This window comes from Polaromonas sp. UBA4122 (assembly GCA_002381615.1).
Taxonomy (GTDB): Bacteria; Pseudomonadota; Gammaproteobacteria; order Burkholderiales; family Burkholderiaceae_C; genus Polaromonas.
This window is the reverse complement of the sequence record DFWY01000021.1, coordinates 1-17,783: the sequence shown is the minus strand read 5'-3', so window position 1 is coordinate 17,783 and position 17,783 is coordinate 1. Positions and strand designations below refer to the sequence as shown.

Below are 17,783 nucleotides of genomic sequence, written 5' to 3'. Positions count from 1 at the left end.
ACGCGGTCGTCGCGCATGGAAGGTCGTTATCCTTTATTTACGGATTAGTTCTTGGTAACGCAGGATGCGTGCCAGATGGCAGTGCTTGTGACTGGGCGTTAACGTGAAGGCACAAAAAAAGGGCCGGTGGATACCGGCCCTCTAAGTATCGGCAAGAGCCGATTACTTGACGTGCTTGCCGATCAGGCCAGCCATCTCGAACATCGACACCTGCGCCTTGCCGAACACGGCGCGCAGTTTTTCGTCAGCGTTGATCATGCGCTTGTTAACCTTGTCCTGCAGACCTTTGGACTTGATGTACGTCCATAGTTTGCTGACAATTTCGGTACGTGGCAAAGGCTTGTCGCCCACCACAGCAGCCAGTGCAGGGCTCAAGGTCAGCGCTTTCATGAACGCTGCATTGGGCGTGCGCTTTTTGGCTGGCGCTTTTTTCGCTGCAACTTTCTTGGCGGGAGCTGCTTTCTTCGCGGCTACCTTCTTAGCGGGAGCTGCTTTTTTTGCGGCTACCTTCTTAGCGGGAGCTGCTTTTTTTGCAGCTACTTTCTTTGCCGGAGCAGCCTTTTTTGCAGGCGCTTTTTTTGCCGGTGCTTTTTTCGCAGTTGCCATGATTGATTTTCCTTCTAGAAGTTGACAAATCACCACCGGGATAACTACGTCCTTGTGGCAATGCGGATGCTACTGGAGAAAAACGCAGTTTCATAGCGAAAATACACTTTATTTACGCCCTTCTGTTGCGGATTTACCTCTGAAGATCGAAAACGCATCGGTGAGAGTGATGCAGCAGGCCAACTACTCCCAGGCGCTCACCACTTCAGTGGCCAAAAAGTACCGGGGAAATCGCGATTGAGGTCTTTACTTAAAGGCATCACTGGCTACCAGCGCAGGGCAGGCATGGGCCAGCAAATTCATGCAGGCGTTGAAGGCCCTCAGCGATCCAAGCGCTATCGAGGTGCAGTCAGGCCGTCGCGATCAGCGGCTTTGGCGGCCACGCTGCCTGATCACCCAATACAGGAGAAAGCAGCATTAACACTGTGCCACCACAAACATTTCGCTGGCAGAACCCGCCAGCCCCGGGGTATCCTTACTTAAATTTCGACCTACCCCGTGCGCCGCGCGAAAATGCCGCCGTGTTGCCCGCGCGCAGGGACAATAGCCAACCCGCCATCTAGGAGTCTGGGCGGCAGAAGGGAAATCCCTGATAGCGAATTGATGGGCTGAATCGTTAATTGGGTATGAGTGCGAGCTACATACCCTACCACCCCGAACAGCAACAACTTTTGCCCAATGCGCTGCAAGAGTGGTTGTCACAAGGCCATTTGGCCTACTTTATCAGCGACACCGTAGACAGTCTGAATTTGAGCGCGTTTCATACGCGCTACGCAGCGGGTGGCCCACGCAACCAGCCCTTTCACCCGGCCATGATGGTTAAGGTATTGGTCTATGCGTACGCCACCGGGGTATTTAGTTCACGCAAGATCGCCAAGAAGCTGTATGAAGACGTGGCATTTCGCGTGCTGGGTGCCGACAACTTCCCCGCTCACCGCACCATCCGGGACTTCCGGGCATTGCACCTGAGCGAGTTCACCGAACTGTTTGTCCAAGTCGTGCGCCTGGCACGCGAAATGGGACTGGTCAAGCTTGGCACCATCGCCGTGGACGGCACCAAGATAAAAGCCAACGCCAGCCGCCACAAGGCCATGAGTTATGGGCGCATGCAAGCGGCAGAAATAGAGATCAAAGCGCAAATCGCCGCGCTGGTGCAAAAAGCTGCCAATACCGACGAGGCCGAGAAGAATGAACCCGATCTGGACATCCCTGCCGAGATTGAGCGCAGGCAAGCGCGCCTGGCTGCGATTGAAGCGGCCAAAGCCCGTTTGGAAGAGCGTCAACGCCAAAGCGATGCACAGCGCGGACGCAGCCAGACGATGAACGCAAGCCCAAGGATAAAGATGGCAAGCCCAAAGGGGGTAAGCCCTACCAGCGCGACTTCGGTGTTCCTGCGCCCAAAGCCCAAGACAGCTTTACCGACCCCGAGTCGCGCATCATGAAACGTGCCGGTGGCGGGTTTGACTACAGCTATAACGCGCAGACCGCAGTGGACGAGGCGGCACACATCATCGTGGCCGCCGAGGTGGTCAATACCAGCTCGGATGTACAACAATTGCCCATGGTGCTGAGCGCCGTCAAAGAACACACGGGCTCATCTGCCGTTGGATGCGGGCTACCGCAGTGAGGCGGTGATGGCCGAATTGGTAAAAACCCAACCTGATACCGAACTGGTCATTGCGCTGGGGCGCGAGGGCAAAGTACTGGCCAAGCCCAGGGTTGCGCAGCGCTACCCGCACACGGTGGCGATGGCCGCCAAGTTCGAAACAGAACAAGGAAAAATTGACTACCGCAAACGCAAGTGGATTGCCGGCCACCCAACGGCTGGATCAAGAACGTTCTGGGGTTTCGCCAGTTCAGCATGCGTGGGCTACAAAAGGCACAGGCCGAGTTCAAACTCGTTTGCATGGCACTCAATCTGCGCAGAATGGGGGTAATGCAGGCCAGTTGAGGGAAAGAGTGCAAGGAAAACGAAAATCTGACGCTCTTGGCAGGAGTTCAATATCCATCACGTCACCACAGACACAGGCGTTGATGGACGCCTTCACCATAACCCAGGCAACTTTGGGTCACTTATGGCGAAAGTCGGGCTCGTCAAAATACTTCTGCCGCCCAGACTCCTAGGGATGCTCTGAATAACTCACCGCGACGTGGAGTAGCAAGGCGTTAATTTTCAAATGGTGGAATTTCACGGAAACGTTCCAGAAATCCCATTGTTTTTACTACCCTCTTGGGCCTTTTTCGCCCTTTGCAAAGCTCTTGCCCTGTTTTCGGGCGCACTCATCCCCTGCGCTCCCATCAATTTGCTACGCACTATCCACAGATTGGATAGCACAAACAGCGTGAAGAGCTGTGCCGTATTTTTCTTCAAACCGCAGTAGCGCACCTTGATGAAGCCAAACTGGCGCTTGATCACCCGAAACGGATGCTCCTCCTTGGCACGCACACCAGCCTTGAGCTTTTCCGCCTGGTCGATCATGGCATCGGCTTGGTTGTCTTTGTCCAGCGCTTTGCGCTTGCCCGGGCGCATGGCTACGCCGCATCGTCTCTAGGGAAAAGGGTGGCCTGCCATTCCTGCCCTCTGGATAAATACGGGACAATGAGCTCGACCAGTGAACCCCAAGTCACCACTTGTTCCATCTGCTCCAGGAACTCGCGTTTGCGGGTTTTCTTGAGACTGAGACTGAGACTGAGATTGAGGTCCGGGGCTGTTTGTTTCATGGGCTCAATGATGCTCTGCGTGGCTTACACCAAGCACACAAACGAGGGAGTTTTGCAGAGTTTCCTTAGGTTTACAGCCTGGCCAGCCGATCCAGCGCCGTGTTCAGCGTTTCGTCCTTTTTGGCAAAGCAGAAACGCACCACGCGTTGGTCAAAGCCATTGCCGTAAAACGCCGACAACGGAATAGCCGCCACGCCGACCTCCGTGGTCAGCCATTTGCAAAAATCAGCTTCGTTCAGATCGCTGACTTTTGAAATATCGACGCACTGGAAGTAGCTGCCTTCGCTGGGAAGCAGCTTGAAACGGGTGTTGGCCAGGCCGCTGCGAAACAGGTCGCGTTTGCGCTGGTAGAAGGCCGGCAAGTCGAGGTAGGGCCGGTCATCGGCCATGTAGGCGGCCAGACCATACTGCACCGGCGTGTTGACGGTGAATACATTGAACTGGTGTACCTTGCGGAACTCGGCTGAGAGCGCGGCTGGTGCCGCCACGTAGCCCACCTTCCACCCGGTGACATGGTAAGTTTTGCCAAAGCTGCTGACAATGAAGGCACGGGCCGCCAAGCCGGAGAAGCGCGCTGAGCTGTAATGCAGCTGGCCATCAAATACCATGTGTTCATACACCTCGTCGCTGATCAGCAACACATCGGTGGGCGCCAGAATGTCCTGCAGCTTGAGCATGTCGGCCTCAAGCCAGACGGTGCCGCTCGGGTTGTGCGGCGAATTGATAATGATGGCGCGGGTTTTGGGTGTGATGGCGTTTGATATCTTGTCGAAGTCGGGGCGGAAGGTGCCAGGTATCAAAGGCACGCGCACTGCGGTGCCGCCGGCCAGCTCGATATTGGGCACATAACTGTCGTAGCAGGGCTCCAGCACGATCACTTCATCGCCGGGGTGGACTATGGCCAAAATGACAGTGAGGATGGCCTGCGTGGCGCCCGCCGTGATGGTGATCTCCAGGTTGGCGTTGTAGCTGTGGCCATGCAGTCTGGCCAGCTTGGCAGCAATGGCCTCACGCAACACGGGCACCCCTGTCATGGGTGGGTACTGGTTCAGTCCCCGGTTCATGGCATCTAGCACGGCGTTGATCAGCTTGAGGTCGCAGTCGAAATCAGGAAAGCCCTGGCCCAGATTGACGGCCCCTTTTTCCGCTGCCAGCGTGGACATGACGGTAAAGATGGTGGTGCCGACGGCCGGCAGTTTGCTTTTGAGCGAAGGGGTGCGCGCTGCGCTCGCGCGAATCGTATCTGGTGTCGGCATGGTCATACTTCGTAGTCGTTGATGCGGCCTGCCATGGCCTTGGTGATCAGGGCGCGGTCCAGCTTGTCGCTGAGCAGCTCTGCAAATTTATAGACAAAATTGCGCAGGTAGGCGCCGCGCTTAAAAGCCACGCGAGCCACGTTCACGCCAAACAGCGGGCCCGCCGGCAGGCCCAGTAAGTCGCTGTTGGTGCCGTCGTCCTTGAGCGCCATCTCGGCCACAATGCCGACGCCCAGCCCCAGGCGCACATAGGTCTTGATCACGTCGGAGTCAATGGCTTCAAGGGCAATGCGCGGCTCCAGGTGCCTGGCCGCAAAAGCCTGGTCAACCTTGGTGCGTCCCGTAAAGGAGGGGTGGTAGGTGATCAGCGGTTCCTGGGCCAGATCCTCCAGTGTGATGTTGTCCTTTTTGGCCAGCGGATGGTCCACAGGCATGACCAGCATGTGCTGCCATTCATAGCAGGGCAGGGTCACCAGTTCGCTGAAATGGGTCAGCGATTCCGTGGCAATGCCGATTTCAGCCACTTCGTCAATCAGCATGCGGGCCACCTGATCGGGTGAGCCCTGGTGCAGGCTGACGTTGACCTTTGGGAAGGCTTCACGCAGCTTGGCCACCGGCTGCGGCAAGACATAGCGGGCCTGGGTGTGGGTGGTGGCAATGGAGAGCGTGCCGCTGTCCTGTGCCGAAAACTGCTCGCCAATGCGCCGCAAATTGCCCACTTCGCGCATGATGAGTTCTATGCTCTTAAGCACATGCTCGCCGGGCTCGGTCACGCGTTTTAGGCGCTTGCCATGGCGCGCAAAAATCTCCACACCCAGTTCTTCTTCGAGCTCGATGATGGCCTTGGAGACGCCGGGCTGCGAAGTGTGCAGGGCTCGGGCTGTTTCGGTCAGGTTCAGGTTGCGCCGTACGGCCTCCTGAACAAATCGGAATTGATGAAGGTTCATATCAAATTCAGGCTAATTACTTGTTCCATTATGCCTGTTTTGTGCTAATGAGGTTCCTGGCGTACACCAATTTTTCGGGGCGTTTTGACCTTAGGACAGAGCAATGTCGGCCATCAGTGCCGTCAGCTGTCCGTACTCACCGGCGGTGGGCAGGAGTTCAATCGCCACGCCTGGATGCGCGACCCTGATTTGCTCGATCAGCAGCGGGAAGTCTTCGCGTGCATGTTTGCCAACACCAAGAAAAATGGGGAATACCCTTATGTGGAAGGCCCCAGTAGCTATCAAATAAGTAGCGGCTTCGGGCAGCGAAGGTGCGCAGAGTTCCAGGTAGGCACAGCAGACCTTTGTTCCAGGCTGGCGGGTGCGGATGTGCGCGGCGACGGCTTCAATCGGCGCTTGCCACTGCGGGTCACGCGAGCCATGGGCGAGCAGAACAATACCTAGTGGCGTTGATGCTAAAAGGGTCATGTTGAGGGGAGGATGTTTGTCACTTTGTCACGTCTAGCCAGCGACTGCCGTCAGTGCCTGAGGACCAGCCAGCCAAACGCACCCAGCGAAACTGCCATATACAGCAACCCCGGTGTGGCGGCCGCCAGCCAGGGCTGCCAGTTGCGCAGGTTGCCAATATAGCCAAACACGTTATTGAGCAGAAAAAAGCTGATACCGATCATGACACCGGCAAAGACATAGCCCGCGATGCCGCCAGAGCGGAAGTGAAGGTAGGCAAAAGGCAGGGCCAGTATCACCATCACGAGGCAGCTGAGCGGATAGAAAACCTTTTTCCAGAATTCGATTTCATAGCGCTGGGCGGTCTGGCTGTTGGCTTCCAGGTGGCGGACGTAGTTGAAGAGGTCGATGGTGCTCATTAGTTCCGGTTTGAGCAGCGCCACTGACACCATCTCTGCGCTGAGCCCGGTAGGCCATCGAAGGCTCTCTACGAAAGACCGGGTGACCCTGGCACTTTCCTGGGCCTTGCTGGCAGGGGTAGAGTCTGCGGGGACGTCAAATTCTGCGCGGCTGGCCTGCTTGAGTAGCCAGGCATCACCCTCGGCCAATGTCGCCACAGGCGCCTGGGTGGTCGAAACAATCAAGCCCTTGTTGTTAAATTCGAAAATTTGAACACCCTTCATTTCATTGTCAGGTGATAGCTCTTTAACGTTGACCACATAGGTGTTATAGGCCTGTTTCTCTTTCAGCCATGCACCCGTCTGGCCGATGGTGATCTTGCCCTGGTAACGTGCCTTGAGCAATTGTGCGGCCCGCTCGCTGGCGGGCGCAACATAGTCCCCCACTGCAAAACTGAACGCCACAAAAAATGCGCCCAGTGCCAGCAGCAGCTTGAGCGCCCGCCATGGGCCCAGTCCGCTGGTGCGCAAAATGGTGTATTCAGAACTCTGGGCCAGGCGTGCCATGACAAAAATGGTGCCAATCAGCACCGAGATAGGCAGGAGTTCATACAGATGATTGGGGATCAGCAGCGTCACATACAGCAGCGCATGCCTGATCTGGTAAACGTCGGCAGTGGCACTGAGACCGTTGTTTTTGCCGAGGTATTGCAATTCATCGACCAGGTCAAAAAAGAAGAACAGCGCCAGAAACCCCAGCGTCACCAGGGCGATGGCGGCCAGCACCTCACCGTAGATCAGGTGGCGTATGGTTTTCATGGATTGCTGCTTCCATTGGCGCGCACGGCAGGTGGTGCGTGGTGCAGTCGCGGAGCCGGTCTGAAAACCCAGTTGGAATGCCGCTTGGCCAGCCAGCCCAGGCCGAGCAGCAACACACCGCCATGCAGCAGCAGAAGGAAGGCGCCAAAACTGATGAGGCCGACAAGAATCCAGCTTTGCCCCAGATTAATCAGGTTGTTGTAAACCACGAATGTCAGCAGTATGAAAATCATGTTGCTGCTGCGCCCGCCGCGCGGGTTCACGCTGGCCAGTGCCACGGCCAGAATCACAAAGTTGATCGATGCCAGGGCCAGCCCAAAGCGCCATGCCAACTCACCGAGGTTGCCGCGAGTGGGGGCCTTGAGGAGGGAGCGTGTGGACAATAAATTGGCTTCCGGCGCGTTCTCGCTGAGGGGGTTCGAGTCACCCGTTTTGGTGCCGTACTCTTCAAAGTCGCTGATTTTGAGGGCTGATTCCCCAATGACGTTTTCAAGCCGCTGTCCGTTTTCAAGCATCAGGAACTGGGTATTTTCCTTGGTCTCAATGCGGCCTGAGCGCGCTGTGGTGATGGAGCTTTTGCCTTTTTCAGTCGCGGCGATAAACACATTGTTGCTGGCTTGATTGCCTGCCAGATCGCGGTCGATAAAAAATACCCGGTTGCCGCTGGACGATTCCTGAAACTGGCCGGGTGCAATACGGTCCAGGTCGCCACGCTGTTCGTAGCGGCTTTGCATGTCCTTGGTCTGCTGGTTGGTCCATGGCCATACAAAAAGTGCCATCAGGGTAATTACAAGCAGAATTGGCCACGCGAAGCGAAACAGAGGCATCAGAAAGCCCGCCAGTCCCTGGCCGCTGGTGAACCAGACCACCATTTCACTGTCACGGTACATGCGAGACAAGGTGCTGACCATGGCAATGAAGAGCGAGAGCGTCAGAATAGTCGGCAGGCGACCCAAAGCCGAATAAGCCATGAAGAGCATGACATCCTCGGGATTAATGAAGCCGCGCGAAGCTTGGCCCAGTGTGCGGATCAGCACGATGGTCATCATGATCGTGACGATGACCACCAGGGTTGCCCCGAAACTGCGTGCCAACTCTTTGCGAATCGAAGATTGGAATAACATTGCCTGGATATTTACTTTTGCTTTGCTTTATTTTGTTTTTGATAAACGTTGAATTATGGACTTTGAACTCAAAACACTAAACCGTACCCGTATTTGCAGTGAAAAATGTGATGCACTGCTTGTGCTCATACCCCAAAACTTGAGTTCAGATGACGATCCCCTGTCTGCGCTGGCTGCGCTTGCGATCAAATCGGGTGACTTTGAGGCCAAACCGGGCAAACTGCTCAGCGCCTACCGCACGCCGGGCATTGCGGCAACGCGGATTCTGCTGGTGGGTGCCGGTGATGGCAGCCCCAAAAATGTCCGTATCGCTGTGAATGCCGCGCTGGGGGCCTTGAAGAACAGCAATGCCCAACGCGCAGTTCTCTGCCTCAGTGCGCTGAACAACCTGCCGCCCGATGCCGTGCGGACAGCCGTTGTAGCCTGCAGCGACGCCACCTACGTCTACACCACCACCAAGTCCAAGGCCAGTCCGGCAAAACTGCAGCGCATCGTGATCGCTGTGAACGATGCCGCGAACGCCAGGGCGGGGTTCGATAAGGGGACCGCGCTGGTCAAGGGTATTGAGTTGGCCAAAGAATGGGCCAACCGGCCGGCCAACCACGCCACCCCGACCTTGCTGGCAGTGGCGGCCAAGGACCTGGGTAAATTGCGCAACATCAAGGTTGAAGTACTGGGCCCCAAGGAGGTTGCAAAGCTGGGCATGGGCTCGTTCATGGCCGTTGCCCAAGGCACGGCAGAACCTTTACGTTTTATCGTGTTGCATTATGAGGGCGCTGCCAAGGCCGTGGCGCCGGTGGTGCTGGTCGGCAAGGGCATCACCTTCGATTCGGGCGGTATCTCGATGAAACCTGCGCACGAAATGGATGAGATGAAGTTCGACATGTGTGGTGCGGCGAGTGTGCTGGGGACCTTCCGTGCACTGGCCGAACTGCAGCCTGCGCTGAATGTGGTGGGGCTGATTCCGGCGAGCGAAAACATGACAGGCGGACGTGCCGTCAAGCCTGGCGATGTGGTCACCAGCATGAGCGGGCAAATGATCGAAATTCTGAACACCGATGCGGAAGGGCGGCTGGTGCTGTGTGATGCATTGACCTATGCGGAACGCTTCAAGCCCAAGGCAGTGATCGACATCGCCACGCTGACTGGCGCTTGTGTGGTCGCCTTGGGGGGGGTGCGCAGTGCACTTTTCTCGACTGATGAGCCGCTGGCCCAGGCGCTGGCCCAGGCCGGTGAATCCTCCCTGGATCTGTGCTGGAGGATGCCGCTCGATGAGGAGTACGCAGAAGGGCTCAAAACCAATTTTGCGGATGTGGCGAACATCGCGGGGAAGGCTGCGGGCGCGGTGACCGCTGCCAAGTTCCTTCAGCGCTTTGCGGCCAGCTTCCCCTGGGCGCATCTGGACATTGCCGGTACGGCCTGGAAAGGTGGAGCGGCGAAAGGCGCCACGGGCCGTCCCGTGTCCTTACTGCTGGACTACTTGCTGAGCCAGGTACCCTTGGCTGTGCCTGGAAAAGCGCCGACCAGGGCCAAGCCCGTTAAACGAAGCACGCCTGTTTCCAGAACCCGGGCATGACTGAGATCGCCTTTCACTTCAATGTGCCCGACAAGCTGGCATACAGCTGCCGCCTGCTGCGCAAAGCCTACCTCAGTGGTGCCAAGGTGGTGGTGACGGCAGGGCCCGAGGTCCTGGCCGAGCTTGATCAATTGCTGTGGAGTTTTTCCCCCACTGAATTTGTGCCGCATTGCCATGTCAGTGCGCCGGCAAACAGCCTGGCGGCCACGCCGGTGCTGCTTGCCGAGTCGCTCACGGCGTGTCCACATCACGGCGTTCTGGTCAATCTAGGGCAGAACATGCCTGCTGAATTTGAACGTTTTGAACGTGTCATTGAGGTCGTTACGCAGGCAGACGACGACCGCCTTGCCGCGCGCAGCCGCTGGAAGCATTACACCGACAGGGGGTACGCCATGAAACGACATGACTTTGCGACGGCCAGGGAGAGCGCATGAGCAATTCGTCTATCCCGCCCCGTTTCGTACCCACGCTGACCGAGGTCGTCCAGCCCGTGCCCTCGCCAGCACCGGTTTCAGGCAAGGGCGTAGCACCCATGGCGATTTCGGCCGAGCTGGAAGACCAGATGGTCAAGCGTGTTCTGCAGCGGGTAGACCTGACGCTTGAACGGCGTTTGCGGGAGGCCGTTGGACAACTGATCCTGGAGCACACCCAAACCCTGGCACCCCGGCTTCGCGAAGAGATTGAGGGAGTCGTGCGCCAATCCGTGAGCCAGGCCTTTGAACAGGAAGTGGTTCAAACGCCGGCCCGGTCTTGATGCCACCGCTGGGACGCTGCCCCGTTTCCATGTATGCGCCGCACCTCATGGGCACTCGTTGAAACCCGGATTCGCATCTGTTCCACGGGTAAACCCACTTATCGGCAAATAACCTAGGGGCGTTGCTATGGTGCAGGCCCGAAAATTGCGTTATGTTCGCGCTCGTTGAGTAAAAAAATGTTCTCAATCTTTAACGGTAATTTCCTAATCGGAGTGTTTTTATGCAAATGAAATTAAAAATGACCGCCATGGCGGCTCTCGCTATGGTGGCGGGTTTTGCTTCTGCGCAAGATGCAGTGGTCAAAATAGGTGACGTTGCACCAATGTCCGGCTCGCAGGCCCACTATGGCAAAGACAACGAAAACGGCGCACGCATGGCTGTTGAAGACCTGAACGCGCAAGGCATTGTCATCGGCGGCAAGAAAATCAAGTTTGAGCTGGTTGCTGAAGACGATGCTGCTGATCCAAAACAGGGCACGGCTGCTGCACAAAAACTGTGCGACTCCAAAGTATCTGGTGTGGTCGGTCACCTGAATTCAGGTACGACGATTCCCGCTTCCAAGGTTTACAACGACTGCGGCATTCCGATGGTCACAGGCGCTGCAACCAACCCCAACCTGACCAAGCCTGGCTACAAAACCACCTTCCGCATCATCGCCAATGACAATGCCCTGGGCGCCGGTCTGGCTTTCTATGCGGCTGACGCACTGAAACTGAAAAAAGTGGCCATCATCGATGACCGCACGGCATACGGCCAAGGCGTTGCTGAAGTGTTCAAAAGGACGGCTCTGGCAAAAGGCATGACCGTGGTTGACGAGCAATACACCACCGACAAAGCCACTGACTTCATGGCCATTCTCACGGCCGTCAAATCCAAAAACCCCGACGCGATTTTCTTCGGCGGGATGGACCCACAAGGCGGCCCGATGTTGCGCCAGATGGAGCAGCTCGGCATGAGCAATGTCAAATACTTTGGCGGTGATGGCATCTGCACCGCTGAGCTGGCCAAGCTGGCTGCTGGCGCCAAGACCATTGGCAACGTGGTTTGCGCTGAAGGCGGCGCCTCCCTGGCCAAAATGCCCGGCGGCGAGGCCTGGAAAAAGCGTTACGACGCCAAGTACCCCGGCCAGTTCCAGGTTTATAGCCCATACACCTATGACGCCACCTTCCTTCTGGTTGACGCCATGAAGCGTGCCAATTCGACCGATCCAAAGGTTTACACCCCTGAGTTGCTCAAATCCAACTTCAAAGGCGTGACCACCACCATCGCTTTCGAGCCCAATGGCGAGTTGAAAAATCCGGCAATTACCCTGTACGTCTACAAAGACGGCAAGAAATCTGCCCTGAATTAAACCCGGTCAGCAGAAACAAAAAAAGCCACCGAAAGGTGGCTTTTTTACGGGCCTAAAGACTTTAAAATCTGGAAGACCTGTCAGGCTTTGGAGAATCACCTGACTAATTTTGGCGGAAGAGGCGGGATTCGAACCCGCGGTGGGAATAACCCCACGCACGCTTTCCAGGCGTGTGACTTAAACCGCTCATCCACCCTTCCGCGAAGCTCATGATTGTAGCAGTGCCGCGGCACTGCCCGGGTCGAATGACCGTACGAAGTGCTCCGGTTAGTGCATGGCGCCCTGAAACCGGTGTTTTGCCAGTTGGGCCATGGTGACGAATTCGAGGGCGTTGAGGTGGGTGGACTCCAGAATGACCGGTGGCGCAAAGCCTGCCTCCAGTGCCTCCCGCCAGCGGTTGGCGCACAGGCACCAGCGGTCGCCCGGTTTGAGCCCTGCAAAACGATACTGGGGCTGCGGTGTGATGAGGTCATTGCCGCAGGAGTTGGAGAACGTCAAAAACTCTTGAGTGACCCGTACGCACACCAGATGAGAACCCGCATCGGACTCCTCTGTATTGCAGCAGCCGTCGCGGAAATAGCCGGTGATGGGATCGTAAGAGCAGGGCACCAACTCTGTGCCCAGAACATTTATTGCGTTCATTGTGTTGCCTGTGAACAGTAATGATCAAGCCTTGTTGGCCTGCACCATTTTCATGGCCGACGTGATCAGGGCCGCCACTTCGGTCATGTTGCTGGGCACGATCAGGGTGGTGGTTGCCTTGTTCGCAACACTTGAATAGGCCTCGACAGCTTTTTCTGCCACCTTGAGTTGCACGGCTTGCTCGCCGCCGGGTTGACGAATCGCTAAAGCAACGACTTCGATGGCTTTTGCATTGGCTTCAGCCACTGCCATGATAGCCGAAGCTTCACCTTGCGCGTTGTTGATGGCCGCCTGTTTTTCTCCTTCAGAACGGGCGATAAAGGCTTCCCGCTCGCCGGTGGCAATGTTGATCTGTTCCTGTTTTCGGCCTTCCGAGGCGGCGATCAGGGCACGCTTTTCGCGTTCAGCGGTGATTTGCGACTGCATGGCATGCAGGATTTCCTTGGGTGGCGTCAAGTCCTTGATCTCGTAGCGCAAGACCTTTACCCCCCAGTTCAGAGCCGCTTCGTCAATCGCTGCAACGACTTGTGCGTTGATGATGTCACGTTCTTCAAAGGTTTTGTCGAGCTCCAGCTTGCCAATCACGGAGCGCAGCGAGGTCTGGGCCAGCTGCGTGACCGCCACGATGTAGTTGGACGAGCCGTAGCTGGCACGCATCGGGTCGGTCACCTGGAAATACAAAATGCCGTCGACTTGCAACTGCGTGTTGTCGCGCGTAATGCAAACCTGGCTGGGCACGTCGAGCGGGATCTCCTTCAGGCTGTGCTTGTAGGCCACTCTGTCCACAAAGGGAACCAGAAAGCTCAGGCCCGGCGTGAGGCTGCCATGGTACTTCCCCAGACGCTCAATCACCCAGGCGTTTTGCTGCGGCACCACCTGGATGCTGCGTACGATAAAGATGCCGGCCACGATAAGGATGACGAGTGCTATTTCCATAGTTTCTCCATTGATTCAGATTAGGGTGCTCATGTTACCGGGCCTGGTGATTCAGGCGCATGCGCCTCAGAATCCCACAGCTTTTCAATGACCAGGCGGTTGCCCAGCATTTCCTTGATGCGGAAACTGCCGGGGCCAGCGGGCTCGGCGGGGTTGGCGGCTACCGCTGTCCAGTTAGCGCCGCGAAATTTCACGGTGGCGGTGCCGTCTGCATTCCACCGCGCAACGTGCACCGGCTCGCCGATATCCAGGTGGACATCCCGGTTGGCATTGGCTGGCAGTGGGGCCGGGCTTTTGCTGCGGCGCCAGCGCCAAACGGCTACCGCACCGCCGCCAATAGCTGCCGCGATCACCATCTGGCCGATCATGGCAAGGCCCAAATGCGCAGCAACCGCGCCAGCGATGAGTCCCACCGCAATCATCAGCAGGTAAAAGGTTCCTGTCATCAGTTCCAGCGCTACCGCGGCACCAGCCAGCAGCCACCAGATGGTTGATTCACTCATGTTCCCTCCTTTTGCCTGTGATACGCTATATTTTGGGGCAAATAGACCGTGGCGCAAGCGCAGGACAACAATATGTCCTTACACTTCGCAGTCTTGAATCAAACCGTTCGGGCTCAACCTGTCTATGCCCACCGAGCGTTTCCCTATGCCCTCCGACAGGTTCAGGGCGACCATGAACTGCTGCAAACGCCATGAAATTCCGCTTCCCGATTGTCATCATTGACGAAGACTTCCGCTCGGAGAATACCTCCGGCCTGGGTATTCGCGCGCTGGCGCAAGCCATTGAATCCGAAGGCTTTGAGGTGCTGGGCGTCACCAGCTATGGTGACCTGTCGCAGTTTGCGCAACAGCAGAGCCGTGCCAGCGCATTTATTTTATCGATCGATGATGAGGAGTTCACGCCCGGTCCTGATCTGGACCCGGCCGTTCTGAACCTGCGCAACTTCATTGAAGAGGTGCGCCGCAAGAATCTTGATGTACCGATTTATGTGTATGGCGAGACAAAAACCTCGCGTCATATTCCTAACGACATCCTGCGCGAACTGCACGGCTTCATCCACATGTTTGAAGACACGCCCGAGTTCGTGGCGCGCCACATCATCCGTGAAGCGAAGAGCTACCTGGAAGGCGTGCAGCCCCCATTTTTCAAGGCCTTGCTGGACTATGCCGAAGATGGCTCTTATTCATGGCACTGTCCGGGTCATTCAGGAGGCGTAGCCTTCCTGAAAAGTCCGGTCGGGCAGATGTTTCACCAGTTCTTTGGCGAAAACATGCTGCGTGCTGACGTGTGTAACGCGGTGGAAGAACTGGGCCAACTGCTGGACCACACCGGCCCGGTGGCGGCGTCCGAGCGCAATGCTGCGCGCATTTTTAATGCCGATCACTGCTTCTTCGTGACCAATGGCACGTCGACCAGCAACAAGATCGTGTGGCATTACACGGTGGCGCCCGGCGACGTGGTCGTGGTGGACCGCAACTGCCACAAATCCATTCTGCACGCCATCATCATGACTGGCGCCATTCCAGTGTTTTTGAAGCCGACGCGCAACCACTTCGGCATCATCGGCCCGATTCCGCAAAGCGAGTTCGAGCCCGAAGCGATCAAGGCCAAGATCAAGGCCAATCCGCTACTCATGGGTGTTGACCCGGAAAAGGTCAAGCCGCGCGTGTTGACGCTGACACAGTCGACCTACGACGGCGTGCTCTACAACACCGAAACCATCAAGGGCATGCTTGACGGCTACGTGGACAACCTGCACTTTGACGAAGCCTGGCTGCCCCATGCGGCGTTTCACCCGTTTTATGGTTGCTACCATTCCATGGGAAAAAACCGCACCCGGCCGAAAAACGCGGTGGTGTATGCCACACAGTCGATTCACAAGCTGCTGGCGGGCATCAGCCAGGCCAGCCAGGTGCTGGTGCAGGACTCGCAAAACACCAAACTGGACCGGCCCCTCTTTAACGAGGCCTACCTGATGCACACATCGACCTCGCCGCAGTACAGCATTATTGCCAGCTGCGACGTCGCCGCCGCCATGATGGAGCCACCCGGCGGCACGGCGCTGGTCGAGGAGAGCATTGCCGAGGCGCTCGATTTCCGCCGGGCCATGCGCAAGATCGACGAAGAATATGGCACTGACTGGTGGTTCAAGGTATGGGGACCGGACAAGCTTGTGGAAGAGGGCATTGGCCGGGCCGAGGACTGGATCATCAAGGGCGAGTCGCGCAGTGCCAAGACGGCGAAGAACGGCGCCAACAATTGGCATGGATTTGGCCAGATGGCGACCGGCTTCAACATGCTGGACCCGATTAAGTCGACCATTGTCACGCCCGGGCTGGACCTCAATGGCAAGTTTGCCAAGACCGGCATTCCGGCCAGCATCGTGACCAAGTTTTTGGCCGAGCATGGCGTGATCGTGGAGAAAACCGGTCTCTACAGTTTTTTCATCCTGTTCACCATCGGCATCACTAAAGGCCGCTGGAACACCCTGCTGACGGCGCTGCAGCAGTTCAAGGACGACTACGACAAGAACCAGCCAATGTGGCGCATCCTGCCCGAGTTCTGCCAAAAGTATCCCAAGTACGAGCGCATGGGCCTGGCCGACTTGTGCCAGCATATTCATGCCATGTACGCCAAGTACGATATCGCGCGGCTGACGACAGAGGTCTATTTGAGCGATTTGGCTCCCGCCATGAAACCCAGCGACGCCTACGCGCACATCGCCCACCGTACGACCGAGCGGGTCGAGATCGACCATCTTGAAGGCCGCATTACCGTCGGGCTAGTCACGCCTTACCCGCCCGGTATTCCGTTGCTGATTCCGGGGGAGGTGTTCAACAGGAAAATTGTTGATTACCTCAAGTTCGCCCGCGAGTTCAACGCGCAGTGCCCGGGTTTTGAGACGGACATCCATGGTTTGGTCGAGCAGGCAGATGCCAAAGGCAAAGTCCGCTACTACGCCGACTGCGTCAAGAAATAGCCTGGGGTCTGTCTGACTTGGGAAGCGGCCAGCATACGCGCTGGCCGTTTTTAGAGGGATGGGTCTTCGCGCACGCGCATGAAGCTGGCAAAACGCGGGATGCCGCTGTTGTTCAAACCCCTGAAACGGTAGGTCACCAGCGTCCCTATGGCAGGCGGGTCTAGCCGCTGGGCATCCGAGAAACCTGTGCCCAGTTTGAAGCGTTGCGCGGGCTTACCGTCAGCCGCTGGCATTTCAACGAGTAGCGCGCCCAGCTTGCCGGCATATTTGCCTTTGCCGGGAATATGCGTTACCACGCGCGCTTCGCTGTCTTCGTGGGTTTTGAGCTTGAGCAAATCGTCGTTGCGCTGCGCCTTGTAGAGCGACGCGCCGCGGTGCAGCATCAGCCCTTCGCCGCCCCGTTTCACGGTTTTGGTCAGCAAGCTCTGCAAAGCTTGGTGGTTTGACAGCTTGAACTGCGCCACGGCCTTCACCCAGGGCTGGTCAATCTGGCTGACAAGTCCATTCAATGCCGGAATTCGTTCGGTAAACGGGCCGCCCTGCGCGGGCAGGTCGAACACCATGAAACGCATGGCACGCCACGCTGCATCGTCGGAGGTTTGCTGTCGCACCGTGGAAACTGCCTTCACAAACTGCCCGCGGCCAGCCCAGAGCTCGCCATCCATGGGCACCTTGGGCCAGCCCGCCGTGAACCAGGCCGGTGCGGCAATGCGCTCTCCGCCGCGGGTCAGCAGCTTTTCGCCATCCCAGTAGCCGCGCACGCCATCGAGTTTTTCACTCACCCAGTAGTCTTGCAGTGAAATACCCGCGTGGTAAACCTTGGCAAGCATCAGCGGCGGACCAGCTTCGGCCGCCGACAAAGGTAGGGCGGGCGTGAGCAAACCCGCGAGGGCCAGCATCAGAGTGAGCGTCCTGATGCGAAAGATACCTAGGAGCCCGGCGGACTTGGCAGGAGGGGCTTGTACGGTCATGTGTTATTCCGGATTTAGTGGGTCATTAATGCCGTTCTCCAAGGAAGGACGGGCATAGATAGCTATAAAAAACCCCGCCCCAAGGGGCGGGGTATCAGAAGAAAGCAAGCTGGCGATCTTCGTGCAGCTTGTGGTACTCGTTACCCTGGTTCTTGACGTACTTCCCGATCATGTTCTCATCTCCATGCTTGCCCACTGACCTTGCGAAGTACCCGTCTGTCCAAAACTCCCCACCCCACAGCTTCTTCTTC

The 17,783-nt window shown here is 57.1% G+C and carries 17 protein-coding genes, 1 tRNA gene and 2 pseudogenes; 6 read left to right on the top strand and 14 right to left on the bottom strand.

From position 1 onward, the window contains the following. Nucleotides 1–162: 162 nt before the first annotated feature. Nucleotides 163–606 carry an SWIB/MDM2 domain-containing protein gene (locus B3F77_RS02915; RefSeq protein WP_293603503.1) on the bottom strand — a complete coding sequence of 148 codons (444 nt, stop codon included), beginning with the start codon at nt 604–606 and terminating at the stop codon, nt 163–165. Between the two features lie 626 nt (nt 607–1,232). Between B3F77_RS02915 and B3F77_RS02910 the strand changes: the two are divergent. After that, nucleotides 1,233–2,557, top strand: a pseudogene (locus tag B3F77_RS02910) (IS1182 family transposase). Nucleotides 2,558–2,890: 333 nt separating this feature from the next. Here B3F77_RS02910 and B3F77_RS02905 read toward each other — a convergent pair. The 7 genes and pseudogenes from B3F77_RS02905 to lptF all read right to left on the bottom strand — a co-directional run. Beyond that, nucleotides 2,891–3,142 (bottom strand): annotated as a pseudogene (locus B3F77_RS02905) (transposase); the annotation flags it as partial. Then, complete coding sequence (locus tag B3F77_RS02900; RefSeq protein ID WP_293603500.1) at nt 3,139–3,327, bottom strand: hypothetical protein; 189 nt, start codon at nt 3,325–3,327, stop codon at nt 3,139–3,141. The pseudogene B3F77_RS02905 and the gene B3F77_RS02900, both read right to left, overlap by 4 nt. Before the next feature lie 71 nt (nt 3,328–3,398). Next, nucleotides 3,399–4,583, bottom strand: coding sequence for a pyridoxal phosphate-dependent aminotransferase (locus B3F77_RS02895; RefSeq protein WP_293603499.1), 1,185 nt, complete (start codon nt 4,581–4,583; stop codon nt 3,399–3,401). 2 nt (nt 4,584–4,585) lie between these two features. Next, on the bottom strand, nt 4,586–5,530 hold the full coding sequence (locus B3F77_RS02890) for a CysB family HTH-type transcriptional regulator (protein WP_293603498.1): 945 nt from the start codon (nt 5,528–5,530) through the stop codon (nt 4,586–4,588). Nucleotides 5,531–5,620: 90 nt separating this feature from the next. Then, the gene (locus B3F77_RS02885; protein ID WP_293603497.1) at nt 5,621–5,998 is read right to left on the bottom strand and encodes a sirohydrochlorin chelatase; all 378 of its coding nucleotides are present in this window, start codon (nt 5,996–5,998) and stop codon (nt 5,621–5,623) included. A gap of 50 nt (nt 5,999–6,048) precedes the next feature. Next, complete coding sequence (gene lptG, locus B3F77_RS02880; protein WP_293603496.1) at nt 6,049–7,194, bottom strand: LPS export ABC transporter permease LptG; 1,146 nt, start codon at nt 7,192–7,194, stop codon at nt 6,049–6,051. Continuing rightward, entirely contained in the window at nt 7,191–8,318 is a 1,128-nt protein-coding gene (lptF, locus tag B3F77_RS02875; RefSeq protein WP_293603495.1) for an LPS export ABC transporter permease LptF, read from the bottom strand. Before lptF ends, lptG begins: the two co-directional genes overlap by 4 nt. Nucleotides 8,319–8,373: 55 nt before the next feature. On the opposite strand from lptF, the gene B3F77_RS02870 reads away from it, so the two are divergent. The 4 genes from B3F77_RS02870 (at nt 8,374) to B3F77_RS02855 (ending at nt 12,000) form a co-directional block, all read left to right on the top strand. Continuing rightward, on the top strand, nt 8,374–9,894 hold the full coding sequence (locus B3F77_RS02870) for a leucyl aminopeptidase (protein ID WP_293603494.1): 1,521 nt from the start codon (nt 8,374–8,376) through the stop codon (nt 9,892–9,894). Beyond that, complete coding sequence (locus B3F77_RS02865) at nt 9,891–10,328, top strand: DNA polymerase III subunit chi (RefSeq protein WP_293603493.1); 438 nt, start codon at nt 9,891–9,893, stop codon at nt 10,326–10,328. Before B3F77_RS02870 ends, B3F77_RS02865 begins: the two co-directional genes overlap by 4 nt. Continuing rightward, nucleotides 10,325–10,648: a hypothetical protein gene (locus B3F77_RS02860; RefSeq protein WP_293603492.1), complete on the top strand. Its 324-nt coding sequence runs from the start codon at nt 10,325–10,327 to the stop codon at nt 10,646–10,648. The genes B3F77_RS02865 and B3F77_RS02860 overlap by 4 nt, the downstream gene beginning before the upstream one ends. A gap of 221 nt (nt 10,649–10,869) precedes the next feature. After that, complete coding sequence (locus B3F77_RS02855; RefSeq protein WP_293603491.1) at nt 10,870–12,000, top strand: branched-chain amino acid ABC transporter substrate-binding protein; 1,131 nt, start codon at nt 10,870–10,872, stop codon at nt 11,998–12,000. Between the two features lie 110 nt (nt 12,001–12,110). Here B3F77_RS02855 and B3F77_RS02850 read toward each other — a convergent pair. From B3F77_RS02850 to B3F77_RS02835, 4 genes are all read right to left on the bottom strand, one after another. Next, nucleotides 12,111–12,200: transfer RNA gene (locus B3F77_RS02850), tRNA-Ser, on the bottom strand. A gap of 67 nt (nt 12,201–12,267) precedes the next feature. Further along, a complete protein-coding gene (locus B3F77_RS02845) occupies nt 12,268–12,642 on the bottom strand; it encodes a DUF2237 family protein (RefSeq protein WP_293603490.1) in 375 nt (124 codons plus the stop codon). Between the two features lie 24 nt (nt 12,643–12,666). After that, complete coding sequence (locus B3F77_RS02840) at nt 12,667–13,578, bottom strand: SPFH domain-containing protein (RefSeq protein WP_293603489.1); 912 nt, start codon at nt 13,576–13,578, stop codon at nt 12,667–12,669. 29 nt (nt 13,579–13,607) lie between these two features. Beyond that, nucleotides 13,608–14,081, bottom strand: a complete 474-nt coding sequence (locus B3F77_RS02835; protein WP_293603488.1) for an NfeD family protein — start codon at nt 14,079–14,081, stop codon at nt 13,608–13,610. Between the two features lie 191 nt (nt 14,082–14,272). Between B3F77_RS02835 and B3F77_RS02830 the strand changes: the two genes are divergently transcribed. Further along, complete coding sequence (locus B3F77_RS02830) at nt 14,273–16,561, top strand: arginine/lysine/ornithine decarboxylase (RefSeq protein WP_293603487.1); 2,289 nt, start codon at nt 14,273–14,275, stop codon at nt 16,559–16,561. Between the two features lie 50 nt (nt 16,562–16,611). Here the strand turns inward: B3F77_RS02830 and B3F77_RS02825 are convergent, their stop codons facing one another. Then, complete coding sequence (locus tag B3F77_RS02825) at nt 16,612–17,460, bottom strand: DNA ligase (protein ID WP_293603502.1); 849 nt, start codon at nt 17,458–17,460, stop codon at nt 16,612–16,614. 166 nt (nt 17,461–17,626) lie between these two features. Continuing rightward, nucleotides 17,627–17,783: transposase (locus tag B3F77_RS02820; RefSeq protein WP_293603501.1), on the bottom strand; the 157-nt coding region annotated here is incomplete at its 5' end.

What these genes read in the sequence shown, in the direction of transcription:
- B3F77_RS02845 (WP_293603490.1), bottom strand. Translation starts at nt 12,642, where the DNA reads ATGAACGCAATAAATGTTCTGGGCACAGAGTTGGTGCCCTGCTCTTAC.
- B3F77_RS02890 (WP_293603498.1), bottom strand. Translation starts at nt 5,530, where the DNA reads ATGAACCTTCATCAATTCCGATTTGTTCAGGAGGCCGTACGGCGCAAC.
- B3F77_RS02895 (WP_293603499.1), bottom strand. Translation starts at nt 4,583, where the DNA reads ATGCCGACACCAGATACGATTCGCGCGAGCGCAGCGCGCACCCCTTCG.
- B3F77_RS02855 (WP_293603491.1), top strand. Translation starts at nt 10,870, where the DNA reads ATGCAAATGAAATTAAAAATGACCGCCATGGCGGCTCTCGCTATGGTG.
- B3F77_RS02830 (WP_293603487.1), top strand. Translation starts at nt 14,273, where the DNA reads ATGAAATTCCGCTTCCCGATTGTCATCATTGACGAAGACTTCCGCTCG.
- B3F77_RS02885 (WP_293603497.1), bottom strand. Translation starts at nt 5,998, where the DNA reads ATGACCCTTTTAGCATCAACGCCACTAGGTATTGTTCTGCTCGCCCAT.
- B3F77_RS02870 (WP_293603494.1), top strand. Translation starts at nt 8,374, where the DNA reads ATGGACTTTGAACTCAAAACACTAAACCGTACCCGTATTTGCAGTGAA.
- B3F77_RS02835 (WP_293603488.1), bottom strand. Translation starts at nt 14,081, where the DNA reads ATGAGTGAATCAACCATCTGGTGGCTGCTGGCTGGTGCCGCGGTAGCG.
- B3F77_RS02865 (WP_293603493.1), top strand. Translation starts at nt 9,891, where the DNA reads ATGACTGAGATCGCCTTTCACTTCAATGTGCCCGACAAGCTGGCATAC.
- B3F77_RS02900 (WP_293603500.1), bottom strand. Translation starts at nt 3,327, where the DNA reads ATGAAACAAACAGCCCCGGACCTCAATCTCAGTCTCAGTCTCAGTCTC.
- B3F77_RS02915 (WP_293603503.1), bottom strand. Translation starts at nt 606, where the DNA reads ATGGCAACTGCGAAAAAAGCACCGGCAAAAAAAGCGCCTGCAAAAAAG.
- B3F77_RS02825 (WP_293603502.1), bottom strand. Translation starts at nt 17,460, where the DNA reads ATGCTGGCCCTCGCGGGTTTGCTCACGCCCGCCCTACCTTTGTCGGCG.
- B3F77_RS02860 (WP_293603492.1), top strand. Translation starts at nt 10,325, where the DNA reads ATGAGCAATTCGTCTATCCCGCCCCGTTTCGTACCCACGCTGACCGAG.
- lptG (WP_293603496.1), bottom strand. Translation starts at nt 7,194, where the DNA reads ATGAAAACCATACGCCACCTGATCTACGGTGAGGTGCTGGCCGCCATC.
- lptF (WP_293603495.1), bottom strand. Translation starts at nt 8,318, where the DNA reads ATGTTATTCCAATCTTCGATTCGCAAAGAGTTGGCACGCAGTTTCGGG.
- B3F77_RS02840 (WP_293603489.1), bottom strand. Translation starts at nt 13,578, where the DNA reads ATGGAAATAGCACTCGTCATCCTTATCGTGGCCGGCATCTTTATCGTA.